This window comes from Providencia sp. (assembly GCF_003533305.1).
Lineage (GTDB): Bacteria > Pseudomonadota > Gammaproteobacteria > Enterobacterales > Enterobacteriaceae > Providencia.
Map to the genome: position 1 here is coordinate 135,903 of NZ_DOEH01000009.1, position 22,327 is coordinate 158,229.

Annotated in this window: 20 protein-coding genes; 14 read left to right on the plus strand and 6 right to left on the minus strand. The window is 39.5% G+C overall.

The annotated features are described in order from the left end of the window. Positions 1-350 precede the first annotated feature (350 nt). The 5 genes from DD649_RS03290 to ahpF all read left to right on the plus strand — a co-directional run bounded on the left by DD649_RS03290 (position 351) and on the right by ahpF (position 7,765). Positions 351-1,421: an HlyD family efflux transporter periplasmic adaptor subunit gene (locus tag DD649_RS03290; RefSeq protein ID WP_336429027.1), complete on the plus strand. Its 1,071-nt coding sequence runs from the start codon at positions 351-353 to the stop codon at positions 1,419-1,421. Then, a complete protein-coding gene (gene rbbA / locus DD649_RS03295; protein WP_294103561.1) occupies positions 1,418-4,174 on the plus strand; it encodes a ribosome-associated ATPase/putative transporter RbbA in 2,757 nt (918 codons plus the stop codon). Before DD649_RS03290 ends, rbbA begins: the two co-directional genes overlap by 4 nt. 5 nt (positions 4,175-4,179) lie before the next feature. Further along, positions 4,180-5,304 (plus strand): ABC transporter permease, encoded by a 1,125-nt coding sequence (locus DD649_RS03300; RefSeq protein ID WP_294103887.1) that lies wholly within the window; start codon positions 4,180-4,182, stop codon positions 5,302-5,304. A gap of 186 nt (positions 5,305-5,490) precedes the next feature. Next, entirely contained in the window at positions 5,491-6,054 is a 564-nt protein-coding gene (ahpC, locus tag DD649_RS03305) for an alkyl hydroperoxide reductase subunit C (RefSeq protein WP_294103563.1), read from the plus strand. A gap of 136 nt (positions 6,055-6,190) precedes the next feature. Next, positions 6,191-7,765, plus strand: coding sequence for an alkyl hydroperoxide reductase subunit F (gene ahpF, locus DD649_RS03310; protein ID WP_294103565.1), 1,575 nt, complete (start codon positions 6,191-6,193; stop codon positions 7,763-7,765). Positions 7,766-8,026: 261 nt separating this feature from the next. Here the strand turns inward: ahpF and DD649_RS03315 are convergent, their stop codons facing one another. Beyond that, on the minus strand, positions 8,027-9,013 hold the full coding sequence (locus tag DD649_RS03315; protein ID WP_294103567.1) for a tyrosine-type recombinase/integrase: 987 nt from the start codon (positions 9,011-9,013) through the stop codon (positions 8,027-8,029). Between the two features lie 63 nt (positions 9,014-9,076). Continuing rightward, complete coding sequence (locus tag DD649_RS03320; protein ID WP_004254765.1) at positions 9,077-9,376, minus strand: helix-turn-helix transcriptional regulator; 300 nt, start codon at positions 9,374-9,376, stop codon at positions 9,077-9,079. A 102-nt stretch (positions 9,377-9,478) separates the two neighbouring features. Between DD649_RS03320 and DD649_RS03325 the strand changes: the two genes are divergently transcribed. The 3 genes from DD649_RS03325 to DD649_RS20040 are packed head-to-tail and all read left to right on the plus strand — an operon-like array spanning position 9,479 to position 10,240. After that, entirely contained in the window at positions 9,479-9,745 is a 267-nt protein-coding gene (locus tag DD649_RS03325; RefSeq protein WP_076913935.1) for a Cox family DNA-binding protein, read from the plus strand. Next, positions 9,742-9,939 (plus strand): hypothetical protein, encoded by a 198-nt coding sequence (locus DD649_RS03330; protein WP_154611080.1) that lies wholly within the window; start codon positions 9,742-9,744, stop codon positions 9,937-9,939. Before DD649_RS03325 ends, DD649_RS03330 begins: the two co-directional genes overlap by 4 nt. Further along, positions 9,929-10,240: a hypothetical protein gene (locus DD649_RS20040; protein ID WP_336429044.1), complete on the plus strand. Its 312-nt coding sequence runs from the start codon at positions 9,929-9,931 to the stop codon at positions 10,238-10,240. The genes DD649_RS03330 and DD649_RS20040 overlap by 11 nt, the downstream gene beginning before the upstream one ends. A 21-nt stretch (positions 10,241-10,261) precedes the next feature. On the opposite strand, the gene DD649_RS03335 is transcribed toward DD649_RS20040, so the two are convergent. Beyond that, positions 10,262-10,423 (minus strand): hypothetical protein, encoded by a 162-nt coding sequence (locus tag DD649_RS03335; RefSeq protein ID WP_272534032.1) that lies wholly within the window; start codon positions 10,421-10,423, stop codon positions 10,262-10,264. Positions 10,424-10,654: 231 nt separating this feature from the next. Between DD649_RS03335 and DD649_RS03340 the strand changes: the two genes are divergently transcribed. From DD649_RS03340 to DD649_RS03360, 5 genes are all read left to right on the plus strand, one after another. Further along, the gene (locus DD649_RS03340) at positions 10,655-10,876 is read left to right on the plus strand and encodes a hypothetical protein (protein ID WP_336429048.1); all 222 of its coding nucleotides are present in this window, start codon (positions 10,655-10,657) and stop codon (positions 10,874-10,876) included. Next, complete coding sequence (locus DD649_RS03345; RefSeq protein ID WP_336429050.1) at positions 10,869-11,090, plus strand: TraR/DksA family transcriptional regulator; 222 nt, start codon at positions 10,869-10,871, stop codon at positions 11,088-11,090. The genes DD649_RS03340 and DD649_RS03345 overlap by 8 nt, the downstream gene beginning before the upstream one ends. 73 nt (positions 11,091-11,163) lie before the next feature. Continuing rightward, positions 11,164-13,824: a toprim domain-containing protein gene (locus DD649_RS03350; RefSeq protein WP_294103582.1), complete on the plus strand. Its 2,661-nt coding sequence runs from the start codon at positions 11,164-11,166 to the stop codon at positions 13,822-13,824. Positions 13,825-14,388: 564 nt separating this feature from the next. After that, positions 14,389-15,279: a type II restriction endonuclease gene (locus tag DD649_RS03355; protein ID WP_294103584.1), complete on the plus strand. Its 891-nt coding sequence runs from the start codon at positions 14,389-14,391 to the stop codon at positions 15,277-15,279. Between the two features lie 7 nt (positions 15,280-15,286). After that, on the plus strand, positions 15,287-16,210 hold the full coding sequence (locus tag DD649_RS03360; protein WP_294103586.1) for a DNA cytosine methyltransferase: 924 nt from the start codon (positions 15,287-15,289) through the stop codon (positions 16,208-16,210). A gap of 45 nt (positions 16,211-16,255) precedes the next feature. On the opposite strand, the gene DD649_RS03365 is transcribed toward DD649_RS03360, so the two are convergent. The 3 genes from DD649_RS03365 to DD649_RS03375 form a co-directional block, all read right to left on the minus strand. Then, complete coding sequence (locus DD649_RS03365; RefSeq protein ID WP_294103588.1) at positions 16,256-18,127, minus strand: hypothetical protein; 1,872 nt, start codon at positions 18,125-18,127, stop codon at positions 16,256-16,258. Positions 18,128-18,560: 433 nt separating this feature from the next. Beyond that, positions 18,561-19,616 carry a phage portal protein gene (locus tag DD649_RS03370; RefSeq protein ID WP_294103590.1) on the minus strand — a complete coding sequence of 352 codons (1,056 nt, stop codon included), beginning with the start codon at positions 19,614-19,616 and terminating at the stop codon, positions 18,561-18,563. A 2-nt stretch (positions 19,617-19,618) separates the two neighbouring features. Continuing rightward, positions 19,619-21,343, minus strand: a complete 1,725-nt coding sequence (locus tag DD649_RS03375) for a terminase family protein (protein ID WP_294103592.1) — start codon at positions 21,341-21,343, stop codon at positions 19,619-19,621. Positions 21,344-21,491: 148 nt separating this feature from the next. Here DD649_RS03375 and DD649_RS03380 point away from each other — a divergent pair, with 148 nt between their 5' ends. Beyond that, the gene (locus DD649_RS03380) at positions 21,492-22,313 is read left to right on the plus strand and encodes a GPO family capsid scaffolding protein (protein WP_294103594.1); all 822 of its coding nucleotides are present in this window, start codon (positions 21,492-21,494) and stop codon (positions 22,311-22,313) included. Positions 22,314-22,327: the final 14 nt, after the last annotated feature.

Here is a 22,327-nt window from a genome sequence, read left to right on the forward strand (position 1 = left end):
ATGTTATAATAATTATTGGCTTTATTTTTTGTTTCTCCCTTCAAAGCTATACAATAAATGCCTTATATACTCTTTTATTTTTTTAATTTATTTTTTGTGATACATGCACTGTTACACCTAAGCAAAATTTTGATAAAATATCATTAAATTAGATAGATAGCTTTCTAGTAGCCTATAGGTGTTTTATTTTTAGGTTTGTGAAGAAAAATAATAATAATAAAAATTTCGAATTAAGTGATTATCCGTATCTATTTCATGCATAAACAGTCGTGTGGGTTTATTAATTCATCAGGTTAATAGTCAAAACTATTTTGTTCGTTATTTTCTTCGTTGAATGGAAAAGGAATAGTATGAAAATTAATAAGCAAAAAATATCTTTTTACATAGTTTTAATTTTAATTATTGGTGCGGGTGGTCTTTATTACTGGAATGCCAATTCAGGAGGATTACCTTCCGGTTTTGCACAAAGTAACGGGCGAATCGAAGCCACTGAGATAGATATTGCAACTAAAACTGCCGGTCGAATTGAAGTTATTACCGTAAAAGAAGGTGATTTTGTTAAAGAAGGGCAAGAACTTGCTCGAATGGATACTAGAGCCTTACAAGAGCAGTTACATGAGGTTCAAGCTCAGTTACGTCAAGCTATTAGTGCGGTGGTCACCGCAGAATCCAGTCTTATGCAACGAAAAAGCGAGAAATTAGCTGCACAAGCCGTTGTTCGCCAACGAGAAGCGGAGCTTGATGCCGCACAAAAAAGGCTCAATCGTTCAAAAATACTGGTGAGAACTAATGCAGTGTCACAGCAACAGGTTGATGATGACACTGCACAAATGTTAGGTGCAAAAGCTGCATTAGAAGCATCTAAAGCTCAAGTTGCGGCATCGACAGCGGCAATTGATTCTGCAAACGCGGGTATCGTACAAGCTAAAACTCGTGTTGAAGCCGCAACTGCAACCGAAAGACGTATAATTGCCGACTTAGAGGATAGTGTACTAAAAGCTCCGAGAAATGGGCGTATACAATATCGTGTAGCGGAGCCAGGTGAAGTGCTAGGCTCAGGTGGTCGGGTGCTTAATATGGTTGATTTAAGCGATGTCTATATGACGTTTTTCTTACCTACAGAAGATGCAGGGAAGGTCGCTTTAGGGAGTGATGTACATATTATTTTAGATGCAGCGCCTAATATTGTGATCCCAGCGAAAGCGACTTTTGTAGCAAGTGTTGCACAATTTACCCCTAAAACTGTTGAAACACAGAATGAACGCTTAAAACTGATGTTCCGTGTTCGTGCGCGGATCTCTCCTGAATTATTAGAACAACACCTTGAATATGTTAAAACGGGTTTACCAGGAAAGGCGTATATCCGTTTAGATGCCAATGAACCATGGCCTGCTGACCTTGAGGTGAGATTACCACAATGACCAACAAACTGATGGATGATGTGATAGTAGATATAAAGCATGTCAGCCAACATTATGGTGATAATTGTGCGTTGGATGATATTGTACTTTCTATTCCTGCTAAAAAAATGGTTGGGTTAATTGGCCCTGATGGCGTGGGTAAATCTAGCCTAATTTCACTTATTGCAGGTGCTAGAGCTATTCAACAAGGTAGTGTGATTGTTCTCGATGGGGATATGAAGGATGAGGATCATCGTCGAGCTGTTTGCCCCCGTATCGCCTATATGCCCCAAGGTTTGGGTAAAAATCTTTACCATACGTTATCTGTTTATGAAAACGTAGATTTCTTTGGGCGATTATTTGGTCAATCCAAAGAAGAACGTGAATATCGGATACAGGATTTATTAGAGAGCACTGGCCTAGCGCCTTTTAAAGATAGACCGGCGGGCAAGCTTTCTGGTGGTATGAAACAAAAGCTCGGGTTATGTTGTGCCTTAATTCATGATCCAGATTTATTAATTTTAGATGAACCCACTACCGGTGTTGATCCACTATCTCGTGCGCAATTTTGGGATTTAATTGACCGAATTCGTGAACGTCAAACTAATATGAGTGTATTGGTGGCAACAGCTTATATGGAAGAAGCTGAGCGCTTTGATTGGTTAGTCGCGATGGATGATGGAAAAATTTTAGCGACGGGGCACGCCTCAGAGCTTAAAGCTCAAACTGCTTGTGACGATCTTGAGGCTGCTTTTATTGCGCTATTGCCTGAAGAAAAACGTAGTGGCCATAAAGAAGTCGTTATTCCGCCTCGTGATACCTCAAAAGATGATGTTATTGCCATTGAAGCGCAAGATTTAACTATGCGCTTTGGACAATTCGTGGCGGTTGATCACGTTAATTTTAAAATCCCGAAAGGGGAAATATTTGGTTTTCTTGGTTCTAATGGTTGTGGTAAATCAACCACCATGAAGATGTTAACGGGCCTTTTGCCTGCAAGTGAAGGGCAAGCTTGGTTATTTGGTCAAGAAATTGACCCAAAAGATATCGAAACACGCAAACGCGTAGGCTATATGTCACAGGCGTTTTCGCTTTATAGCGAATTAACTGTTGAGCAAAACCTTGAATTGCATGCGAAACTTTTTCACATTCCAGAAGCGCAAATAAAACAACGTTTAGATGAAATGTGTCAGCGATTCGAACTTAATGACGTACGCGATACAATGCCTGATGACCTGCCATTAGGTATTCGCCAGCGTTTATCTCTCGCCGTTGCGGTGATCCATAAACCCGAAATGTTAATTCTTGATGAGCCAACATCTGGGGTAGACCCCGTAGCGCGGGATATGTTCTGGAATTTAATGGTTGATTTATCAAGAAGTGACGGTGTCACAATTTTTATATCAACCCACTTTATGAACGAAGCGGAGCGCTGTGACCGTATTTCACTGATGCATGCAGGGAAAGTACTCGATTGTGATACCCCTGATAATTTGATTAAAAAACGGGGGCTTGAAACACTTGAAGATACCTTTATTGCTTACCTACAAGATGCTGTTGGTGATGCGGGGGCAGTGCAAGATAGTGCACCAGAGTTTCATGTTGACCCTGCATTAAAAGATAATGCCACGGAAGCATTAAAAAAACGGTTCAGTTTCCGCCGTCTGTTTAGCTATACAATCCGAGAAGGTATGGAATTACGTCGTGACCCTGTGCGTTCGACGCTTGCATTGCTCGGTACCGTTATTCTGATGTTTATTATGGGGTATGGTATTAGCATGGACGTGGAAAATTTACGATTCGCTGTGCTCGACCGTGACCAAACGGGACTTAGTCAAGGCTATACCCTTAATCTTGCGGGTTCTCGCTATTTTATCGAGCAACCACCAATTCAAGATTACGAGCAATTAGAATCAGGCATGCGCAGTGGACAGATTACTGTTGCCATTGAAATTCCACCTAACTTTGCTCGTGATGTTGCAAGAGGAACGCCAGTTAAAATAGGGGTTTGGATTGATGGTGCGATGCCAAATCGCGCAGAAACTGTGCGTGGTTATGTGCAGGCGATGCATCTGGCATGGTTAAGTACCATGGCGGCCCGTCAGCCTGCGGGCGTTGCGGGTACACCTGTCATTGATATTGAAACCCGTTATCGTTATAACCCAGATGTGCGAAGCCTACCTGCTATTGTACCTGCGGTTATACCGTTGTTGTTAATGATGATCCCTGCGATGCTTAGTGCTCTCAGTGTAGTGCGTGAAAAAGAGCTCGGCTCTATTATTAACTTATATGTAACCCCGATCACCAAATTAGAGTTTTTACTTGGAAAACAATTACCTTACATTGTGCTTGGGATGTTTAACTTTGTCCTACTATGTATTCTCTCGGTCTATTTTTTTGGTGTTGAATTTAAAGGTAGCTTTTTAACTTTATCTCTAGCTGCATTTCTTTATATCACTATTGCAACAGGAATTGGCTTGTTGATTTCATGTTTTATGAAAAGCCAAATTGCAGCAATATTCGGGACATCAATTATTACTTTGATCCCTGCAACTCAGTTCTCAGGAATGATTGATCCGGTATCATCACTTGAGGGTATTGGTAGATGGGTTGGTATGATATATCCGACATCCCACTTTTTAACTATCACAAGAGGTACTTTCTCAAAAGGTCTCAATTTATTTGATCTACAGGCATCGTTTATTCCACTATTGATTACGATCCCACTTGTGATAGGCCTGAGTGTTTACTTCCTGAAAAAACAGGAGTCTTAGTGATGATGCGTAAAATACAAAATATTTTAAATCTGGGTATTAAGGAATTACGTAGTTTGGGACGAGATAAAGCCATGTTAGGGCTGATTGTATTTGCTTTCACGGTTTCTATTTACTCATCAGCAACGGTGACGCCAGGCTCGTTGCATAATGCACCTATCGCGATTGCTGATCAGGATAAGTCTCAGTTATCGAATCGAATTATTAATAGTTTTTATGCACCTTATTTTTTACCTCCCGCGGATATTACGCCTAATCAAATTGATGAATTGCTTAATAGCGGTACTTATACTTTTGCACTTGATATTCCGCCCAATTTTCAACGAGATGTATTAGCTGGGCGTCATCCTGCAATACAAGTAAATATTGATGCAACGCGGATGAGTCAGGCATTTTTAGGCAATAGCTATATTCAAAACATTACGTTAGGTGAAGTAAATGAATTTTTAGCCAAGTCGCGCAGTAATGCCAGTTTGCCTGTTGATCTTGAGGTTCGTATGCGTTTCAATCCAAACCTAACGCAGTCTTGGTTTGGATCAGTGATGGCCATCATCAATAATATCACCATGCTTTCTATTGTACTGACGGGGGCTGCGTTAATTCGTGAGCGTGAGCACGGTACAGTTGAACACTTGATGGTAATGCCTTTGACACCTTTTGAAATCATGATGTCTAAAATTTGGTCGATGGGATTAGTGGTATTAGTCGCTTCGGGAGTTTCATTACTTTTAGTTGTGAAAACTTTACTTCAAGTGCCAATCGAAGGCTCAATACTATTGTTTATGTGTGGTGTGGCATTAAGTTTATTTGCTACAACATCTATCGGTATTTTTATGGGAACCATTGCACGCTCAATGCCACAGTTTGGTTTATTAATGATACTGGTATTGTTACCATTAAATATGCTTTCCGGTGGAATGACCGCTCGTGAAAGTATGCCGCAGCTAGTGCAAGATATTATGCAAACAATGCCAACGACCCACTTTGTTAGTTTGGCGCAAGCTATATTGTATCGAGGCGCTGGTTTTCAAATCGTGTGGCCCCAGTTTATTGTTCTGATGGTTATTGGTAGTGTGTTTTTTGGTCTTGCATTGATTCGCTTCCGAAAAACTATCGCAACTATGGCTTAGTAAAAATTAAAAAGCGCTTGCTGAATGTTACTGTAAGCGCTTTACCTTCGCATATAATATTAATATAAAACCTATCAATTAATATTTATTGATTCGGTTCTACCTATCAAATCAATAGTACCTACTGATTGGATTAAGATGCTTATAAACAGTAACTTAATAGGCAACCCAACAGGAGGACTTCAAATGTCACTAATTAATACAAAAATCAAACCATTCTCAAACCAAGCATTTAAAAATGGTGAATTCATTTCAGTTACTGAAAAAGATATTGAAGGTAAATGGAGTGTGTTTTTCTTTTATCCAGCTGATTTTACCTTTGTCTGCCCGACAGAACTTGGTGATGTTGCTGATCATTATGATGAATTACAAAAATTAGGTGTTGATGTTTATTCTGTATCTACTGATACCCACTTTACTCATAAAGCATGGCATTCAAGCTCAGACACTATCGGTAAAATCAAATATGCAATGATCGGAGACCCAACAGGTGCATTAACACGTAATTTTGAAAACATGCGTGAAGATGAGGGCCTAGCTGACCGTGCTACTTTCGTTGTTGACCCTGAAGGTATTATTCAAGCAATTGAAATCACAGCTGAAGGCATTGGTCGTGATGCATCAGATTTACTGCGTAAAATAAAAGCAGCTCAATATGTTGCAAGCCACCCAGGCGAAGTTTGTCCTGCTAAATGGAAGGAAGGTGAAGCGACTCTGTCTCCATCTTTAGATTTAGTCGGTAAAATCTAATTCGTTGATAAATCTATTCATAGATTAGTAATACGATAATGCAAATTGTAGGTAAGTGATAGTGATTATTAAGACACCTGCAATTTGCTATCTGACGGGTATATGTACCCGATTTTATCATTAAAAAGGGAATTACATGCTCGATAATAATTTACAGGCTCAATTGAAAGTCTATTTAGAAAAACTCACTAAGCCATTAGAGTTAGTTGCCAATTTAGATGACAGCAATAAATCAAATGAAATAAAACAATTAATTGAACAAATTGCAGCGTTATCAGACAAAATTAGTGTACGCATTGAACATAATAATTCATTAAGAATGCAATCTTTCTTAATTACCAACCCAGGTGTAGACCGCGGTGTACGTTTTGCCGGCTCGCCATTAGGACACGAATTTACATCTCTTGTGCTCGCATTATTGCAAGTGGGTGGACATCCATCTAAAGAAGCACAAGAGTTATTGGAACAAATTGAAGCCCTCGAGGGTGAGTTCCATTTTGAAACATACTATTCATTATCATGTCATAATTGCCCAGATGTTGTACAAGCTCTTAATTTAATGGCTATTTTGAATCCCAAGATCAGCCATACGGCTATCGATGGCGGGCTTTTTCAAAATGAAATTGAAGAGCGAAATGTGATGGGTGTACCAGCTGTTTACTTAAATGGTAAGGAGTTTGGTCAAGGCCGTATGACTTTAAGTGAGATTGTGAGTAAAGTTGATACTAATGCTGATTTACGTGCAGCTAAATCATTGACTGAACGTGAGCCATATGAAGTTCTGATCATCGGGAGTGGCCCTGCTGGCGCATCAGCGGCAATTTATACGGCACGTAAAGGTATTCGCACCGGTGTTATTGGTGAGCGTTTCGGTGGTCAAGTCATGGATACCGTTGATATCGAAAATTATATTTCTGTGATTAAAACAGAAGGTGCAACATTTGCGGGAGCGCTTAAAAATCACGTTGATAACTATGATGTGGATATTATTGATGGCCAGTCGGTGACTAAATTAATACCGGCAGAGAAAGAAGGCGGTTTACATCAAATAGAAACGGCTTCTGGCGGAGTTTTAAAATCACGCAGCATTATTATTTCAACGGGTGCACGCTGGAGAAATATGGGTGTACCGGGCGAACAAGAATATCGTACCAAAGGGATCACATTCTGCCCGCATTGTGATGGCCCATTATTTAAAGGTAAACGTGTTGCTGTTATTGGCGGTGGTAACTCAGGAATTGAAGCCGCTATCGATTTAGCAGGTATTGTTGAGCACGTGACAGTATTAGAATTTGCACCTGAACTTAAAGCTGATGCTGTTTTACAGCACAAAGCCCGCAGCATGAAAAATGTAGAGATCATCTTGAATGCACAGACCTTAGAAGTAAAGGGTGATGGTAGCAAGATGACGAGTTTAGAATATAAAAATCGTGCAGATGAAAGTGTTCATTCTTTAGCGGTCGCAGGTGCATTTGTACAAATCGGTTTATTGCCAAATACCAATTGGTTAGGTGATACGATTACTCGTAACCGTATGGGCGAAATTGAAGTTGATGCTCGCGGTGAAACGAATATCAAAGGTATTTTTGCCGCTGGCGACTGTACCACTGTGCCTTACAAACAAATCATCATTTCAGCCGGAGAAGGTGCAAAAGCCGCACTTAGCGCCTTTGATTACCTAATCCGCACAAGTACCAGAACCGCTGAATAGTCGTATTTGTCTATAAATTCAGTAGGTTGTAGTCAAAAGGCACTCGGGGGCGAGTGCCTTTTTTTTGTACATTATCTGTACAAAAAAGGCTCAAAAGTGCCTAAAAGTGTTCAAGTGTGGACAACTTGTGGACGATCTAAACGCTGATTTGGTGGTACTTACAGCGAAGAAATGCATCCCAGTGTGGACAATTTGTGGACATGCAAAAGTTAAATTTGTATTGCTTTTCGTCGTTAAAATCATCCTAAAATGAACAATCTATTAAGCTAACTTTGTTCCTCCTTTTAATGGATTATACGTAATTGCATCTTGAAGAAAGTCCGGTGCAAAGTGAGCGTAGGTCAGAGTTTGCTGTAATGTCGAGTGACCTAGTATCCTCTGCAAAGTAATAATGCTACCGCCATTCATCATAAAATGGGTTGCGAAAGTATGCCGTAATGCGTGCGTGGCTTGACCATGTGGCATGTCAGGCTTAATGGTCTTTATGTGTTTTCTAAACATATCGTAAGAGGTGTTTGGAAAAAGTAGACCGGATTTTCGCGTACAGACCTTATCTGCGACTTCTTGGGAAATCGGCACAATGCGCGCTTTGCCTGTTTTGGTAAAAGTGAAACGGATTTTATTTTGGATCACGTGCTCGCGTTTTAATTTAACGGCTTCCCCCCAACGCGCGCCGGTGCTTAAACATAAAATAGCCACTTTTTTATTATCACCTTTTAATATATTCAGCAGCAGCCCAATTTCTTCATGCGTTAAATAGGACATCTCAGTCGCTTTTTGCTTTAACCGTGATAGCCCTCGAATTGGGTGTTTACCCATAAATAAATCCGTGCGCTTTAAGGCGGTAAATATGCCGCTTATCGCTGAAAAATCACGGTTTATCGTGGAGGGTTTGATACCCGCAGCGAGCCGAAGTTCGCGGTAAAGTGCTAATTGCTTATCGGTTAATAAGCACATTGGCGGGTTATCGAGTGCGGTCGCAATGCGTGTTGCCCTTAATAACGTGTCCCGCGCATAGTCGCTACTTTTACCAAAGGTGTTCCACCACAAATCAATTAAGTCTTGTAGCGGCCGAATATCATTGGATTTATCTAACCAATCTTTGTGCATTTTGTTTGATAGGGCGTAACGTTCAAACAAAACGGCTTCGTATTTTGTATCAAATCGACGTCTGACGCGTTTTCCTTGACGGCCAGCCGGTCTAATGTCCACTTCATATTGACCATCTTCGAGTTTCTTAATTGCCATAAGAAAGTCCTCCGAGGGTCGATTGGCCTTGCGAGTTAACCTCACAAAATGCCTGATAAATTGTTAACCAGTTTTCTTGTCTGAGTGGGGTGAGCCTGAATTTTCGTGCCCAGTGTGCGCTAAAGCCGGTGCGATTTGGCCAGCTTCGGGATTAACCTCATCGAACATGAACCAATCGCGGTATTTTCTGAACCGTTTAACTGCAAATATTTTCACGCCAGATTCAAAGGTCATTTTAGATTTATCACTCTCATAGCCGTGATAAGTGGCGTAGTTTAGCCCCGTCAAATCTGCCAACTCTCTTTTTGTCATTTGTTCGGAATTGCGAATAAGCCGCAATTTCTCTCCTTGCGTTCTTGACATTATATTGAGAACTCCATATTGTATCGAGTAATTGATATATCCTTTGCATTGATGCAAAGAGTCCTAAAGCGCTAGAAAGCGCCTGACATAAGAGGGTAGCAGATGAGAGAGAAAATCGTAAGTCTGTCAGATGTTGTGACTGAGGAAAAATTCGCTGAGTTGATTGGTAAGCCAGCAAGCGCAGTGGCAGATATGCGTAAAGCAGGTAAGTTACCGATTGTTCAGATGAAAAGACCCGGCTCTAGTCGTGCGGAGAATTATGTGTATTTGCCTGCATGGAATAATGGTTTAAGGCTGGCCTATGAGTCGTTACCCGCAGAAATGCGCGACGGTTGGTTGGTGTGGTTAGGTTTGGGTAAACCGCAATGAGCCGGATTGTTGGTGTGAGCCGTCATTGTGCGGTGTATCGCGGGTTTACGATTATTACGTTGCCTCGCAAGACATGGACACCAATCACTCGTTATCACGTTTGGCATGTCGGGGAGTCGTTCGGTAAGTTCGATGCAATGGCTGAAGCGACAAAATATATTGATGGGCTGTGGAGGGCGAAAGATGGAAAGTAATTTAAACGTGCTTATTCAAGAGAAAAAATTAGAAATTGTCGAGCATGTTACAACAATACTCATACCTCTTATTATTGGTGATTATAGAACGTCGATTTCATTAGATGATTCTATCAAAGCAATAGAAAATATATTTTCAGGGTTCGATGAAAAAGATAAATTTCTGAAAAACAAATTACAAATAATTTCATCAATTTTGAAAAGAGATATTGATTGGGTTACAACTACGGAGACACAAATAAATATTAAACTTAATGAAATAAACGAAAATATTAATAGAGCCTTAAAGATAATTAAGTAAGGCTCTGATGCTATAAATATATTATTTTTCTTTTAATTTTTTATCTAATTGTTCTTCAAGTGCTTTATAGAAACGGTCAAAGTCATGAGTAAGGTCAGATGGGACAGCGCCTTGGCCTCTATGATTAAGTACAGCTTGGAGAGTTTGGTCAAATAAAAAACAGACTTTTTCTTCATGAGTCATCGTTCAATATCCTTTATTAGGTGGGTTATGCCTGATTCCTGTCAAGAAATTGCAGGCATAGCAAATATACCACACACCATGTTGCCGATCATGGTTAAAAAAATCGGATTAAATATCGTAAGGTGATTATTAATATAGAAAATAATTAGAGTTAGCAATTAAATAATCAAATTAATAAACAGTGACCTTTATCGGTCAGGGCTTTTTATTACCTAAAAATGAGGTTTTAAAATGAGACATATTCCAGAACCTATATTTACCCCTGTGGCTGAAAATATAAAAGCAAATAGGGAAGATGAGCGTAAATCATTAATGAATCGATATGCCGATCGTCAACGTCAATTAGCCGACAAAGTATTAACTGAGAAATTAGATTATGCGCAAATTCATCAGCTATTGATTGATGAAGCGGATAAATTCGAGTCACAAGCGGGAGATCTTAACTATGTCTGATGTTATCGATCGTGCCAATGACCATGCGGCGCTAGTGCTGGAACAGAATATTCAAGCCGCTAGAAAGCCGGTAAATGGCGTATCTGCATTTGAATGTGAGAATTGTGATCATCCGATACCTGAGGCAAGGCGTAAAGCGGTAATGGGCTGCACGTTCTGTATTGACTGCCAAACGCTATTTGAGCTGAAAGAAAAACATTATCACAGCGTATGAGAAATCATTTTATATAAGTAAATAGCACACAATCAACGCCTATCCCGCGGGTTGTGTGCTCAAAGGTTATCACATGAAATCATATCATATTCAGGCGTTATTACCTCGCCTCGTACACGACTTTCAATTTAAAGAGCAAAACGGCTATTTTCGCCAAGGTGTATGCCCGAATTGTAAGAAAAAAGAGTTGTTTACCTCAATTGAAATGCCGTTTGTATTGCGTTGTGGCCGTGAAAATAAGTGTGGAGCTGAGTTGATTGTTAAAGAAATCTATCCCGACATATTTGATGACTGGTCAACACACTATCCTAAAACGCAGCAAGCCCCCAATGCCGCAGCCGATGCCTATTTACAGCACGCCAGAGGGCTTGATATCGCACCGTTAAAGGGGCTTTATTCGGAATCGAGTTATCATGCTAATGGGTTGGGGGCGGCAACGATTAAATTTGCGTTGCCTGAAGGGGCTTATTGGGAGCGTATTATTGATAGGCCGTCACGGTTTGATCGCAAAGCTAACTTTTTTGGTTCGTATAAAGGGCATTGGTGGACACTGCCGCAACAGGATTTGACTCAAGCTAAAGAGATTTGGCTGACTGAGGGGATCTTTGATGCATTGAGCTTGATTCAAAATGGCATTCCCGCTGTTTCTCTAATGACTTGCCATAACTACCCTGAAATTGCTTTAAATACGCTGAGAACTGCGCTAGGCAATAATAGAAAGCCGCTTTTAGTTTGGGCGTTGGATAATGGTGCAGCCGGTGAGCGCGCCATGAAAAAGTTTGTTGCTCGAAGTATCGATGATGGATGGAAAGCCACCGCCGCCAGACCGGCTGAAAAAGAGTGTGGCAATGATTGGAATGATTTATTGATGCGAGGCAAGTTATCTGAGCGAGATATTGCCCGTTATCGTTATTATGGCAAGTTGTTGTTAGCCTCAACAGCGTTTGAAAAAGCTCGCCTGATGTTCAATTGGACTGAGCGCTCAGAGTTCGATTTTCAGCACGATAACCGCTTGTATTGGTTTAAGTTGGATATCGATAAAATGATGAAAACGATAGAGCGAATTCATGATGCTGAGCCAGATTTAGATGAGGATGAAGCCCGACAAAAAGCGGTAAAAGAGTCCGGTACGGTAGTTGAAATCGCCAATTGTTATCCTACTCCGTTATATTTCCAAAAGTCCGTTGAAACCGATGAATCATGGTATTACATGCGTGTCGATTTTCCTCGTCAACCTCAGGTTAAAGCCACTTTTACCGCCTCACAGTTAACCAGTGCCAGTGAATTTAAAAAGCGTTTATTGCATGTGGCCAAAGGGGCAGTTTATACCGGCACGACTTTGCAATTAGATCGTATCTGCAAGCAAGCTTTGCCGGATATCAAAGAGGTGATCACGCAAAATTATGTGGGCTACAACAAAGAGTATGGCGTGTATGTATTTAATAGTGTAGCGGTGCAGGATGGTAAGTGTTATTCGTTGAATGAGGAAGATTATTTTTCTCTTAATAAGTTGGATATCAAGACGTTAAGCCTTAGTCCGTCATTAGCTATTAATACTGATTTTAGCGAGTTTGATACTAATTGGTTAGGCTCGCTTTGGGAAGCGTTTGGCGCGAAAGGCTATGTGGTACTGGCGTTCTGGTTAGGTTCATTTTTTGCGGAACAGATACGAAAGATACATAAAAGCTATCCATTTTTAGAAATTTGCGGTGAGCCTGGTTCGGGTAAAAGTACGTTGATTGAGTTTTTATGGCGTTTATGTGGTCGTGCCGATTATGAGGGATTTGATGCGTCAAAATCCAGTGCAGCAGCTCGCGGACGTAATTTTTCACAAATAAGTAATTTGCCGGTGTGTTTAATTGAAAGTGACCGAGTGCAAGATAATGCAAAGCTGAAAGCGTTCGATTGGGAAGAATTAAAATCTTTATATAACGGTCGTGCAACTCGTTCGCTAGGGGTAAAAAATAGCGGTAATGAGACCTATGAACCGTTATTTAAAGGTAGCATTGTGATTGCACAGAATGCCGAAATTAACGCATCACGTGCGGTTTTAGAACGAATAATTCATCTTTATACCGATAAAGCTGAGCAGAGCATCGAAACTCGTTATGCCGCAGTAGCCCTTGAGCGTTATCCTATTGAAAAGTTGTCAGGTTTCCTGCCTACGGTGCTGATGAAAGAAGCGGCAATATTAAAACAATATAATGAGCGCGTAGATGGTTTGCAGGCGCAGTTATTTGCAGATAAGGCGATTAACCATGAGCGGATCGCCAAGAATCATGCACAGTTAATCGCTTTATTGGAAACGTTAGCGTTAGTTTTACCCGTAAAAGCGGCTCATATTCGTCAAACGCGCGACTTTATTATTGAGTTGGCCAAACAACGTGTTCAAGCGATTCAACTCGACCAGCCGCCAGTGATGGAGTTTTGGGATATGTTCGATTATCTGCAAGATAATGAAGCGTTTGGTGTGAATCATAGCGTTGAGCAGGGTGTTTATGCGGTGAATTTTAACCATATTGCACAGGTGGCCAGTGAACATCGTCAATCGATGTTGTTAAATACAGATATTAAGAATTTATTGAAATCGGGCCGAATGCGTAAGTTTGTGGGCGTTAAGACGGTGAGAAGTGTGGTAAACAGTCAGTTTAATAGTTCGCTTGCGGTGGGGAGTACACTTAAGAAGCCCGAAGTGATTAAGTGTTGGGTGTTTCAGGATAACAGTGAGAGTTAGTTTGTCGTCAATTCATCTATAGGCTGCCGGTGTGCAGCCTTTCTTTTATCTGTAGAAAGCCATCAAGTAGATATCATAAATACTCTGAATAACAAAAGAGAGAAGATATGGATTGTGTACGATAAATAAGCATTATTAAGTGTCTTTTATATAAATAGAGAATTTGTGGGAGGGGTTCGGAAAGCGGTTACAATGGTTACAAAATCAAAATAGTCTTGTATCTTATTGATAGTATATATAAATATAAGAATAGTAAAAGGTTACAAATGGGTTACTTTGCGGTTACGTGTAACCGTTTTAAGAGGTTACAAATTAAAAGTATAACTTATTGTTTTATAAGGGTGTAACTTTTTAACCCCTGCTTTGTAACCCGTTGTAACCAGTAAATAGTTACAACGGAGTTGTTTGTAATCAGTGAGTTAGAGATGGTTTTAGTGGGATGTAACCGATGTAACCGATTTCCGAGAGAGGGGGGGGATAATGCGAAACTGAATTTTATATAATAGTAAATATGGGCTAATATGTATGACCTTACACTAATGTTATGTTTAAAGGCATGTTTTAATGGACAATAGTATTCAGAATTTAATAAAACTATCAGAAATAGAAGAAAAAAAATTTGCTAGTTTTATAAAGACAACTCGAGGAAAATTGATTTCTCCCCCTAAAGTTGCGGCGCAAAAAGCAACCGAAACTAACCATGATTTAATGACAGGCCTATTGGAACAAAAGCAAGTAACTCAAGCTATTATTCAACTGCGTGAATTAGCTTATGATGAATTCTTAAAAGAAGAATCTGTATTTAATGCTGTAATTTTAAAAGAAATAGGTGAGAAATTTGCGGCGCCAAAAGCAAAATTAGAAGAGCTATGCGCCCAATTATCGTTACCTGACTTGACTGACCTCGAATCATTAACACATACAATTACAGAGTTGTTTGGTAGCTATTCTGGATATATTAGTCCTTATATTTATCAACTTTGTTTGAGTAATACTCAATCAAGAAGGTCTCGCGCTGGGAAAACGTTTGAAGGGATAATTTATTTTCTATATGAATACTATGGTTATCCTTTTGAATCACAAGCCTCAATAGGTAAAAAAGCTTTCACTGAACTAGGGTTAGGTAAAGTGGTCGATTCTATCCTACCAGGTATAAGTGCTTTTAACCAACGTAGAGATAAAACAATTGTTGGAACAATGAAAACTACATTAAGGGAACGTTGGCAAGAGGTTGTGGAAGAAGTGGCAAGATCTAATCTTCCTAATATTCATTTGCTTACTGTTGATGATAATATTTCATCATCAAAGGCAGAGCAAATGGCTCGTCATAACATAGTGTTGGTTGTCAGAAATGACATCAAGAATTCTGATACAATGAAAGACAAAAGAAGTATTATTGACTTTGAGACGTACTTTTTAGATGAGTTACCAGCAACATTAAAATTTTGGAATTAGTAGCATTATGATAAAGGTCATTGATCTTTTTGCCGGCATAGGTGGAATTCGTTTAGGGTTTGATCAAGCATTTGGTGGCGTAAACTGTGTTTTTACCTCTGAAATAGATAAGTTTGCTATTCAGACGTATAAAGCTAATTTTGGTGATGACAATATTCATGGCGATATAACTGAAATTTCAGAATTCGATGTACCTGAGCATGATATTTTACTCGCAGGATTCCCATGCCAGCCTTTTTCACAAGCAGGGTTGAAGAAAGGATTTTCAGATACTAGAGGGACACTTTTTTTTGACATTGAGCGCATCCTTCTGGAAAGAAAACCAAAAGCATTTTTACTTGAAAATGTTAAGCAGCTTCGTGGACATGATAAAGGTAGAACACTTCAAGTTATATTAGACCATCTTAAAGATGCCGGTTATGTTGTTTATCACGATGTTCTTAAAGCCCGAGATTTCGGTATTCCTCAAAATAGAGAGCGTATTTTTATCGTTGGTTTTTTAGATCAGAGTGTTGAATTTAAATTTCCTGAACCAGTTGGGATAGAAACAAAAGTTGGCTCGATACTAGAACCAAAAGTTGATGATTTATATACAATTTCAGATAAGTTATGGGAAGGTCATCAACGCCGTAAAATTCAGAATAAATTGAATGGTAAAGGTTTTGGCTATGGTCTTTTTAATGAAGAATCAGCTTATACAAATACTATTTCAGCTCGCTACTATAAAGATGGTAGTGAAATATTAATAGAGCAAAAGGGAAAAAATCCCCGTAAAATCACCCCAAGAGAAGCGGCTAGGTTGCAAGGTTACCCAGATACCTATGAGATACCTGTTTCTAACGCTCAAGCGTATAAGCAATTTGGTAATAGTGTCTGTGTTCCAGTCATTGAAGCTATAGCTAAAGAAATGCGAAAAGCGATGAAGTTATAAACAGTAAATGATAGCCGCAACTTCGGCTATCATTTGAAACAAACATTAGGCAATATGAATTTTTATACGACTTTCTAATGTTGGATCAGTAGTGAAAATTTGGTTTAGTTTTCCTTTTATAATCTTAACGGTTTGCTCTATGTCATTTTTAAACTGCTCTAGACATTCACTATATTTTGGATTTTCAACCTCAAAATCTTCTGTAGATTGATCCTTGTCAAGGATGTCATTTATATTAAATTCTGTCATATATATGAATTTATAAAATGATTTTACTAACTCAAAGTTGCCAACTTCTTCAAATAGAAGTTTTATTATATCATTAATATCGATACTTTGTATTAATGTATTGTTTTTTCTGAAGTAATTAGAATCAATTGTCTCATAATCAGAGACTCTTAAAAGAAAAGGTCCTTTATTAGGAAAGAAAAAAAATTGAGAGGATACGTAAGGTTTTATTAAGTAAGTTATTATCTTCTTAAGTTTAAATAAATCATCTTGTGTTTTATTGGGGTTTGGGATATTTTCTTGAGTTTTAAATTCGAGCTCATTCAACTCATCATAAAAATAATTTAATATACTATGTTTATTGATTTTTTCTTTTAATAATTTTATATGGGTCTCCATATTTTTTATTCTGGAAGTTTCATCTCCATTGGATTCTATGCATTGCTTATAATTTTCACAAATATTATGAATAATACCTTTTATAGTGACATTAAAGAATTGAGTGAATTTCTCATCCTCTCCATAAATAGTAATTAAGTTTAGTAAAGTATATATATCAACATTGTAATTCTGTATGTTAGAGATGTGTTCTATTTCATCTTTAGTTAATGGATTGATAGTGTTAACTATTTTCCCAACTATTTTATCGGCATGGTCATTTTTATTTAGAGTGTCATTCTCTTTAAACAAGTCGTCTAGTTTGACTTTTAAAGAATGATAGTTAACATAAGTTTTTTCGAATATTTCATTTAATAATTCCAAACATATGCTTATTGTTTTTAATGATTTAAGATTGATTCTTGATTGTTTGAATTTATTCGCTAGCATGTTATCAATAGAATCGGTAGTTAAACTTTTTTCTATTTTGCTTTCATTTTCAGATAGCGTATACAGTGATGTATTTATAACCCCAATGCTTTTTAAATACGATAAAAAAACAAATAACCCATCAAATTGGTTGGGTTCTCCATTTGGTTTAAAATCAATATAATGATAATAAAATATGAACATCTTATATAGTATCCTAATGTTCTTTATTTTACAGTCTTTAATTATTGACTTAAATTCATCAAATGCTATTTGGAGTTTTTTTACATCATAATTTTTTGTGTTTAGGGTGAATAATTGATGGATAGCTTTGTTGATTTCACCATCGGTAGGGGAGTATCTAATTATATTAGAAAATATTTTATCAAATGTAATTAATTCGTTGCTAATCTCATCATGTATTTTATCAAGATTTGAGATTATTATAAATTTGCAGCTAAAATTTTGAGTTATTCTATGAGCTAACGCTATTAAGTCTATTGTTTTTAGAGTTTCACCTTTTCGTTCTAAATCATCTAAAATAATAATGGTCTTATTTAATCGATTCGGTACGAAATTTGTTATATCGAATGATGCATTTCTGAACTTTAGTTTTTTATCAATTTTTAGAGTGTCTTTTATTAAGTTAGTTACTCCATCTTTATTAAAGTACCTTATATTATCGTGAATATTTCTTTCAACATCTTCTATCTTATTCATTCCCAAAAGAGATACATAAGATTGAGAGTCAAATCGGTGGCCATGGTTGATAGTCTTTAAAAGATTAAGAGTGTAGAAAGTTTTACCTATTCCCCAATCACCAACTATCATTAATCCCGAATTATATTCTTCTGATAAAAATGATTCTATCTTGTTTCTCATATCGTGTCCTTCAGTTGAGATTATTAATTTTGTATTTAATTAAGTTTTAAAAAATTGCATTATAATGAATAAATAGAAATTTGTCTTATTACCCATCAAACCCCATACACAGCCTAACTTCCAACCATCCACACACCTGCACAAAATCCCACACCTTTTGTGTGCGGGCGAGGCGGGGGAGCAAGCGCGCGCAAAGGGGTAAAGATTGGCCGCGCTGGCTATGATGTGATTAGCTCATTAGTAGTGTTATTTGTGAGTATTCAGGCTGTACAGCCAAGATGAGATAAAAAATAGATTCTGTATGCCGAATAGATAGAACGGCGCTGGGGCCGTTCTATTGTGTTTGAGCGGAAATGTTTGTGATCAGGTTCCCTACACTAGGTTGGAAATAGATTACTTTCAGTTATGTTCTCTGTACTTAGCTTGTGATGAATTATTTATAATTCGGCTCTTTACCTTTCTCCTGTGTCAAAAAATCCAGCAACGCATATTGTTTAAAGCGGATCGCCTCAACGCCTAGCATGTCATTAATTGACTTCATGCTTTCCATCAGTGGCAATAACTCATTGAACCAAAAAACCATTGCGGCCTTTTCGATATCGCCGAGGCTACCGGAACCTTGCGGAATGATCCCCATCAACTGCGGTGGGATGCGGTGCATTGCCAACAAATCATCGCGTGTGGTGTCTTTGATACCAACAAACTCATCTTTTGCACTGATTTGTGAGAATGGCATGATTTGAATCCCATCCTTGCCGCCATTGGCTGCATACACAAAAATATTCTTAAATGCTTTACCATTGCGGGCTTCGGTGAGTGATTTTTTTAATGACTCGACTGCCTTGTCGTCGGCCAATGCCGCGGAAAGATAAACCATCACACCGGCGTGACTGCCGTTCTCATAATAGTTTGTCCGAAATAGGGTGGCTGAATGATTCAAATTTGCTGAAATTAGTCCAGCTAAATAATCGGGTACGCCATAAATCTCTTGATGAATACAGGGGTTTTTCAGGTGAATAACGCTATTTTTGCGGAACTCATAAGCATCTTGGTAATTCTTCACTTGCCAGAACTGCCCCTCATTCACACCGGCGCGGGTGTATTTTGCCAATGAGGGTTTAAGTGCCTGTATGTCGCCGAGCCTGTTGATACGTTTTTCGAGGTAGCCATTGCCAAAAACCACAAAATCTTGTGCAAATGAAATGAAATCAGGTCGTGATAAATAGGGTGTAGGTTCAAAGCAACTGGTGATCACATTGCGCTTAAATACCAAGGGGGATTGATGATAAGCCGCAGATGACGTAAAAGAGCGCGCAATACCATTAAAATCAATCGGGGTTTCATACCAGCGGCCATTGTGGGCGCACTCCATGCAGTCGAGTAAATCGCTACCACTAGACACAATAGAGGGCGGGTCAAAAGTAAATGAGCAAAATTCAGGGGCTTGTGCTTGTTCGTCTGTTGCTGTTAATTCAGTTGCTTGTTCCATGTTTAAAACTCCATTACTTGCGCGCCAGTGCCGCCAGTTTCACTGGATATGGCTTCGTTAGAGAAAATGTTCATTGCCGCCCATGCCAGATCGCCATGGTCTAAACCACGTACACGGCTTGATTCATACGTGATAATCCCGCTTGGGGTTTGAATTTTTTTGATAGTCATAAAAGAGGTGATCAGCGGTTTATGTAACCCCGCATCGTATTCAAAGCGGCCACTACGAATAAGCATCTGCATTTTCATGATCATCATGCGTTTTATCGGGGCTGAGTAGTTGAGTAGATTGGCCGCAGGGAAGAATTTCACAACTAGCTCGTGAACGGCTGCGCCAGTACCACCGGTGCCATCAATCGTGATGGATTGCACGTTATAACGCTGTGTAATACGCCTGATTTCTTCGGCTTGTTTCTCGAATGCCATACCGCGTAATTGAATAGTTTCAATAATGCGAAATTTGCCACCACTTACCGCCGGTGGTGACGCGATAACAAGCCCTAAACCATCGCCATTATCCCCCGTGCCGGTTGGGTCGGCACCCACCCAAACAGGACGATTACCTAATGGGCGCGGGGCGTAAGGTTTCCAATCGGCCCATACATGGTTGTTATAACCATCCACGCCGCAGTTAATCAATGCATCGTAGCTGAATGCCCGCTCACCGGTTTTAACAAACTCACATTCGTATAAATTGCGAAAATCGTCAGGCGGGTTTTCGTCTTTAATTTCTTCTAAATCAACACGATCAAGACCACGGGCGATAGCATCGTGAATATTAACGATTTGTCGCCACATTTTATCCGCACATTTGTGACCAAACGTTAGGACCTTATGTGAAAGCTCAATGATTTTACGTTCTTTTTCGGGTTTTCCTTTGTTATACAAGTCACCTGTCCAAAATGAATAGGCCTCGTGATCTTCACTGGATGGAGTCGAAAAGTAGGTACGTCGTAAATGGGTATGTGATGCCATAGCCGAGGCGACTTTACGTAATTCTAAGAAACGCGATACCCAAAACACCTCATCAAAATAGAGGTCGCCAGTGTACGATTGCGCTGTCGCAGCTGCCGTGCCAAGAAAAAACAGAATACCGCCGTTGGATAACATAATTTCGTCACCGCCTTTAAGCTCAACGCCGACTTGCCTTGCGAGCAATTGAATAAAGCGTTTGAACTGAAAAGCTTGGGCGCGGCTAGCAGAGAGAAATATCTGGTTATTGCCAGTTTCCAATGCGGTTAATAAGGCCTCGCGGGCAAAATACCACGTGGCACCAATTTGCCGTGATTTAAGAATAAAGCGGTTTCGTTGGGTGCGTTCATCCCACCATTGGCGCTGATACTCAAATAAGCTATCCAACACCAAAGTTTTTAGTTGTTCGATTTGCTCTGGGGTGAAATGGTTTTTTGGTGTTTTAGTCTTGGCCGTGACTGAACTTTGCTTTTTCGCTTCTAACCGTTCAAAGCGATCTAATTGCCGATTGAGAAAATCCACCGTTTTAAAGTCATGTGCGGTCATGGTGTCTTTCGCCATGATACGCAGCACTTTTACATGCGTTTGGTCATTCACGCGATGAATAGGGGAAGCCTCATCCCACTTATCACGTCGTCGCCATGAATAAATTGTATGAATACTTGTGCCCAGCCGTTTTGCAATCTGCGAAACGCTGTAAGCCTGCCAATAAAGCTCTTTGGCCTCTTGTCGTGGGTCAATGTCTGTTTTCATCATGTTGTCACTTTGTCACGCCCGCGCGTAACCCTCTATGAATAAGGGTTCTCATAGCCTTGTGAGAACCGTAACCCTTTGAGCAAAAAGAAAATGATTGCGATAGTAGCGTTATCGAAATGACAGAACTGTCAGGAATGGAGATTGATTTATGCCACAGGGTAAAAAAACGCGTCAGATAAAACTGGTTGCTTGCGCCGAAGGAATGACACTTAACGGTTTTCCCGTTGAGCGTGAACATATAGAGCAGATGGCGAAGGACTATGATCCTAATTTTTATTGTGGCCGCGTGAATTTAGACCACATTAAAAGCCTGTTTCCAGATAGCCAATTTCGCAGCTATAGCATGATTTCAGCGGTTAATACCGTCGAACTTACCGAGGGTGAGCTAAAAGGTAAATTAGGCTTAGAAGTCACTATTGAGGTTGATGAGCTGAAAGATGAATACATTGTTAACCTGAATAAATCTGGCCAGAAGATTTTTTCCAGTATTGAATATTATCCCTCGTTTCCACAAACCAAACGCGCCTATTTAACCGGCGTGGCATTAACCGATTACCCTGCGGCCGTAGGTTCTCGCCCAATTGAACTTAGTACCGCATCCCGCGGTTTACCTGAGATCGGTAATCGATTTACCGCATCATTAGAAACGCAATGCCATTTGTTGAGTGAGCAACGAGCGGAACATCAAGAAGATAAAGAAGCCGGTAAAAAATTCTTATCCACGGTGAAACAGTGGCTAGGACTTGAACGTAATCACAATTCAGAAGAAGCCGCCAACTTACAAAAAGCCATTGAATTAACCGCGCAGCAATGCGGCACGTTATTAACTGAAAATGAAGCGCAAAAGCGAGCGTTATCGCAGCTTACCAATGACTTTAATGCATTAAAGCAAAAGCTTGAGCTAACAGATAGTTCGGGAGAAGGTCGCCCGCCAGTGACCGGCGGCTCTACCAAGTTGGCCGAGTATTAATTCTGGCTTCACTT

What these genes read in the sequence shown, in the direction of transcription:
- DD649_RS03290 (WP_336429027.1), top strand. Translation starts at nt 351, where the DNA reads ATGAAAATTAATAAGCAAAAAATATCTTTTTACATAGTTTTAATTTTA.
- rbbA (WP_294103561.1), top strand. Translation starts at nt 1,418, where the DNA reads ATGACCAACAAACTGATGGATGATGTGATAGTAGATATAAAGCATGTC.
- DD649_RS03300 (WP_294103887.1), top strand. Translation starts at nt 4,180, where the DNA reads ATGCGTAAAATACAAAATATTTTAAATCTGGGTATTAAGGAATTACGT.
- ahpC (WP_294103563.1), top strand. Translation starts at nt 5,491, where the DNA reads ATGTCACTAATTAATACAAAAATCAAACCATTCTCAAACCAAGCATTT.
- ahpF (WP_294103565.1), top strand. Translation starts at nt 6,191, where the DNA reads ATGCTCGATAATAATTTACAGGCTCAATTGAAAGTCTATTTAGAAAAA.
- DD649_RS03315 (WP_294103567.1), bottom strand. Translation starts at nt 9,013, where the DNA reads ATGGCAATTAAGAAACTCGAAGATGGTCAATATGAAGTGGACATTAGA.
- DD649_RS03320 (WP_004254765.1), bottom strand. Translation starts at nt 9,376, where the DNA reads ATGTCAAGAACGCAAGGAGAGAAATTGCGGCTTATTCGCAATTCCGAA.
- DD649_RS03325 (WP_076913935.1), top strand. Translation starts at nt 9,479, where the DNA reads ATGAGAGAGAAAATCGTAAGTCTGTCAGATGTTGTGACTGAGGAAAAA.
- DD649_RS03330 (WP_154611080.1), top strand. Translation starts at nt 9,742, where the DNA reads ATGAGCCGGATTGTTGGTGTGAGCCGTCATTGTGCGGTGTATCGCGGG.
- DD649_RS20040 (WP_336429044.1), top strand. Translation starts at nt 9,929, where the DNA reads ATGGAAAGTAATTTAAACGTGCTTATTCAAGAGAAAAAATTAGAAATT.
- DD649_RS03335 (WP_272534032.1), bottom strand. Translation starts at nt 10,423, where the DNA reads ATGACTCATGAAGAAAAAGTCTGTTTTTTATTTGACCAAACTCTCCAA.
- DD649_RS03340 (WP_336429048.1), top strand. Translation starts at nt 10,655, where the DNA reads ATGAGACATATTCCAGAACCTATATTTACCCCTGTGGCTGAAAATATA.
- DD649_RS03345 (WP_336429050.1), top strand. Translation starts at nt 10,869, where the DNA reads ATGTCTGATGTTATCGATCGTGCCAATGACCATGCGGCGCTAGTGCTG.
- DD649_RS03350 (WP_294103582.1), top strand. Translation starts at nt 11,164, where the DNA reads ATGAAATCATATCATATTCAGGCGTTATTACCTCGCCTCGTACACGAC.
- DD649_RS03355 (WP_294103584.1), top strand. Translation starts at nt 14,389, where the DNA reads ATGGACAATAGTATTCAGAATTTAATAAAACTATCAGAAATAGAAGAA.
- DD649_RS03360 (WP_294103586.1), top strand. Translation starts at nt 15,287, where the DNA reads ATGATAAAGGTCATTGATCTTTTTGCCGGCATAGGTGGAATTCGTTTA.
- DD649_RS03365 (WP_294103588.1), bottom strand. Translation starts at nt 18,127, where the DNA reads ATGAGAAACAAGATAGAATCATTTTTATCAGAAGAATATAATTCGGGA.
- DD649_RS03370 (WP_294103590.1), bottom strand. Translation starts at nt 19,616, where the DNA reads ATGGAACAAGCAACTGAATTAACAGCAACAGACGAACAAGCACAAGCC.
- DD649_RS03375 (WP_294103592.1), bottom strand. Translation starts at nt 21,343, where the DNA reads ATGATGAAAACAGACATTGACCCACGACAAGAGGCCAAAGAGCTTTAT.
- DD649_RS03380 (WP_294103594.1), top strand. Translation starts at nt 21,492, where the DNA reads ATGCCACAGGGTAAAAAAACGCGTCAGATAAAACTGGTTGCTTGCGCC.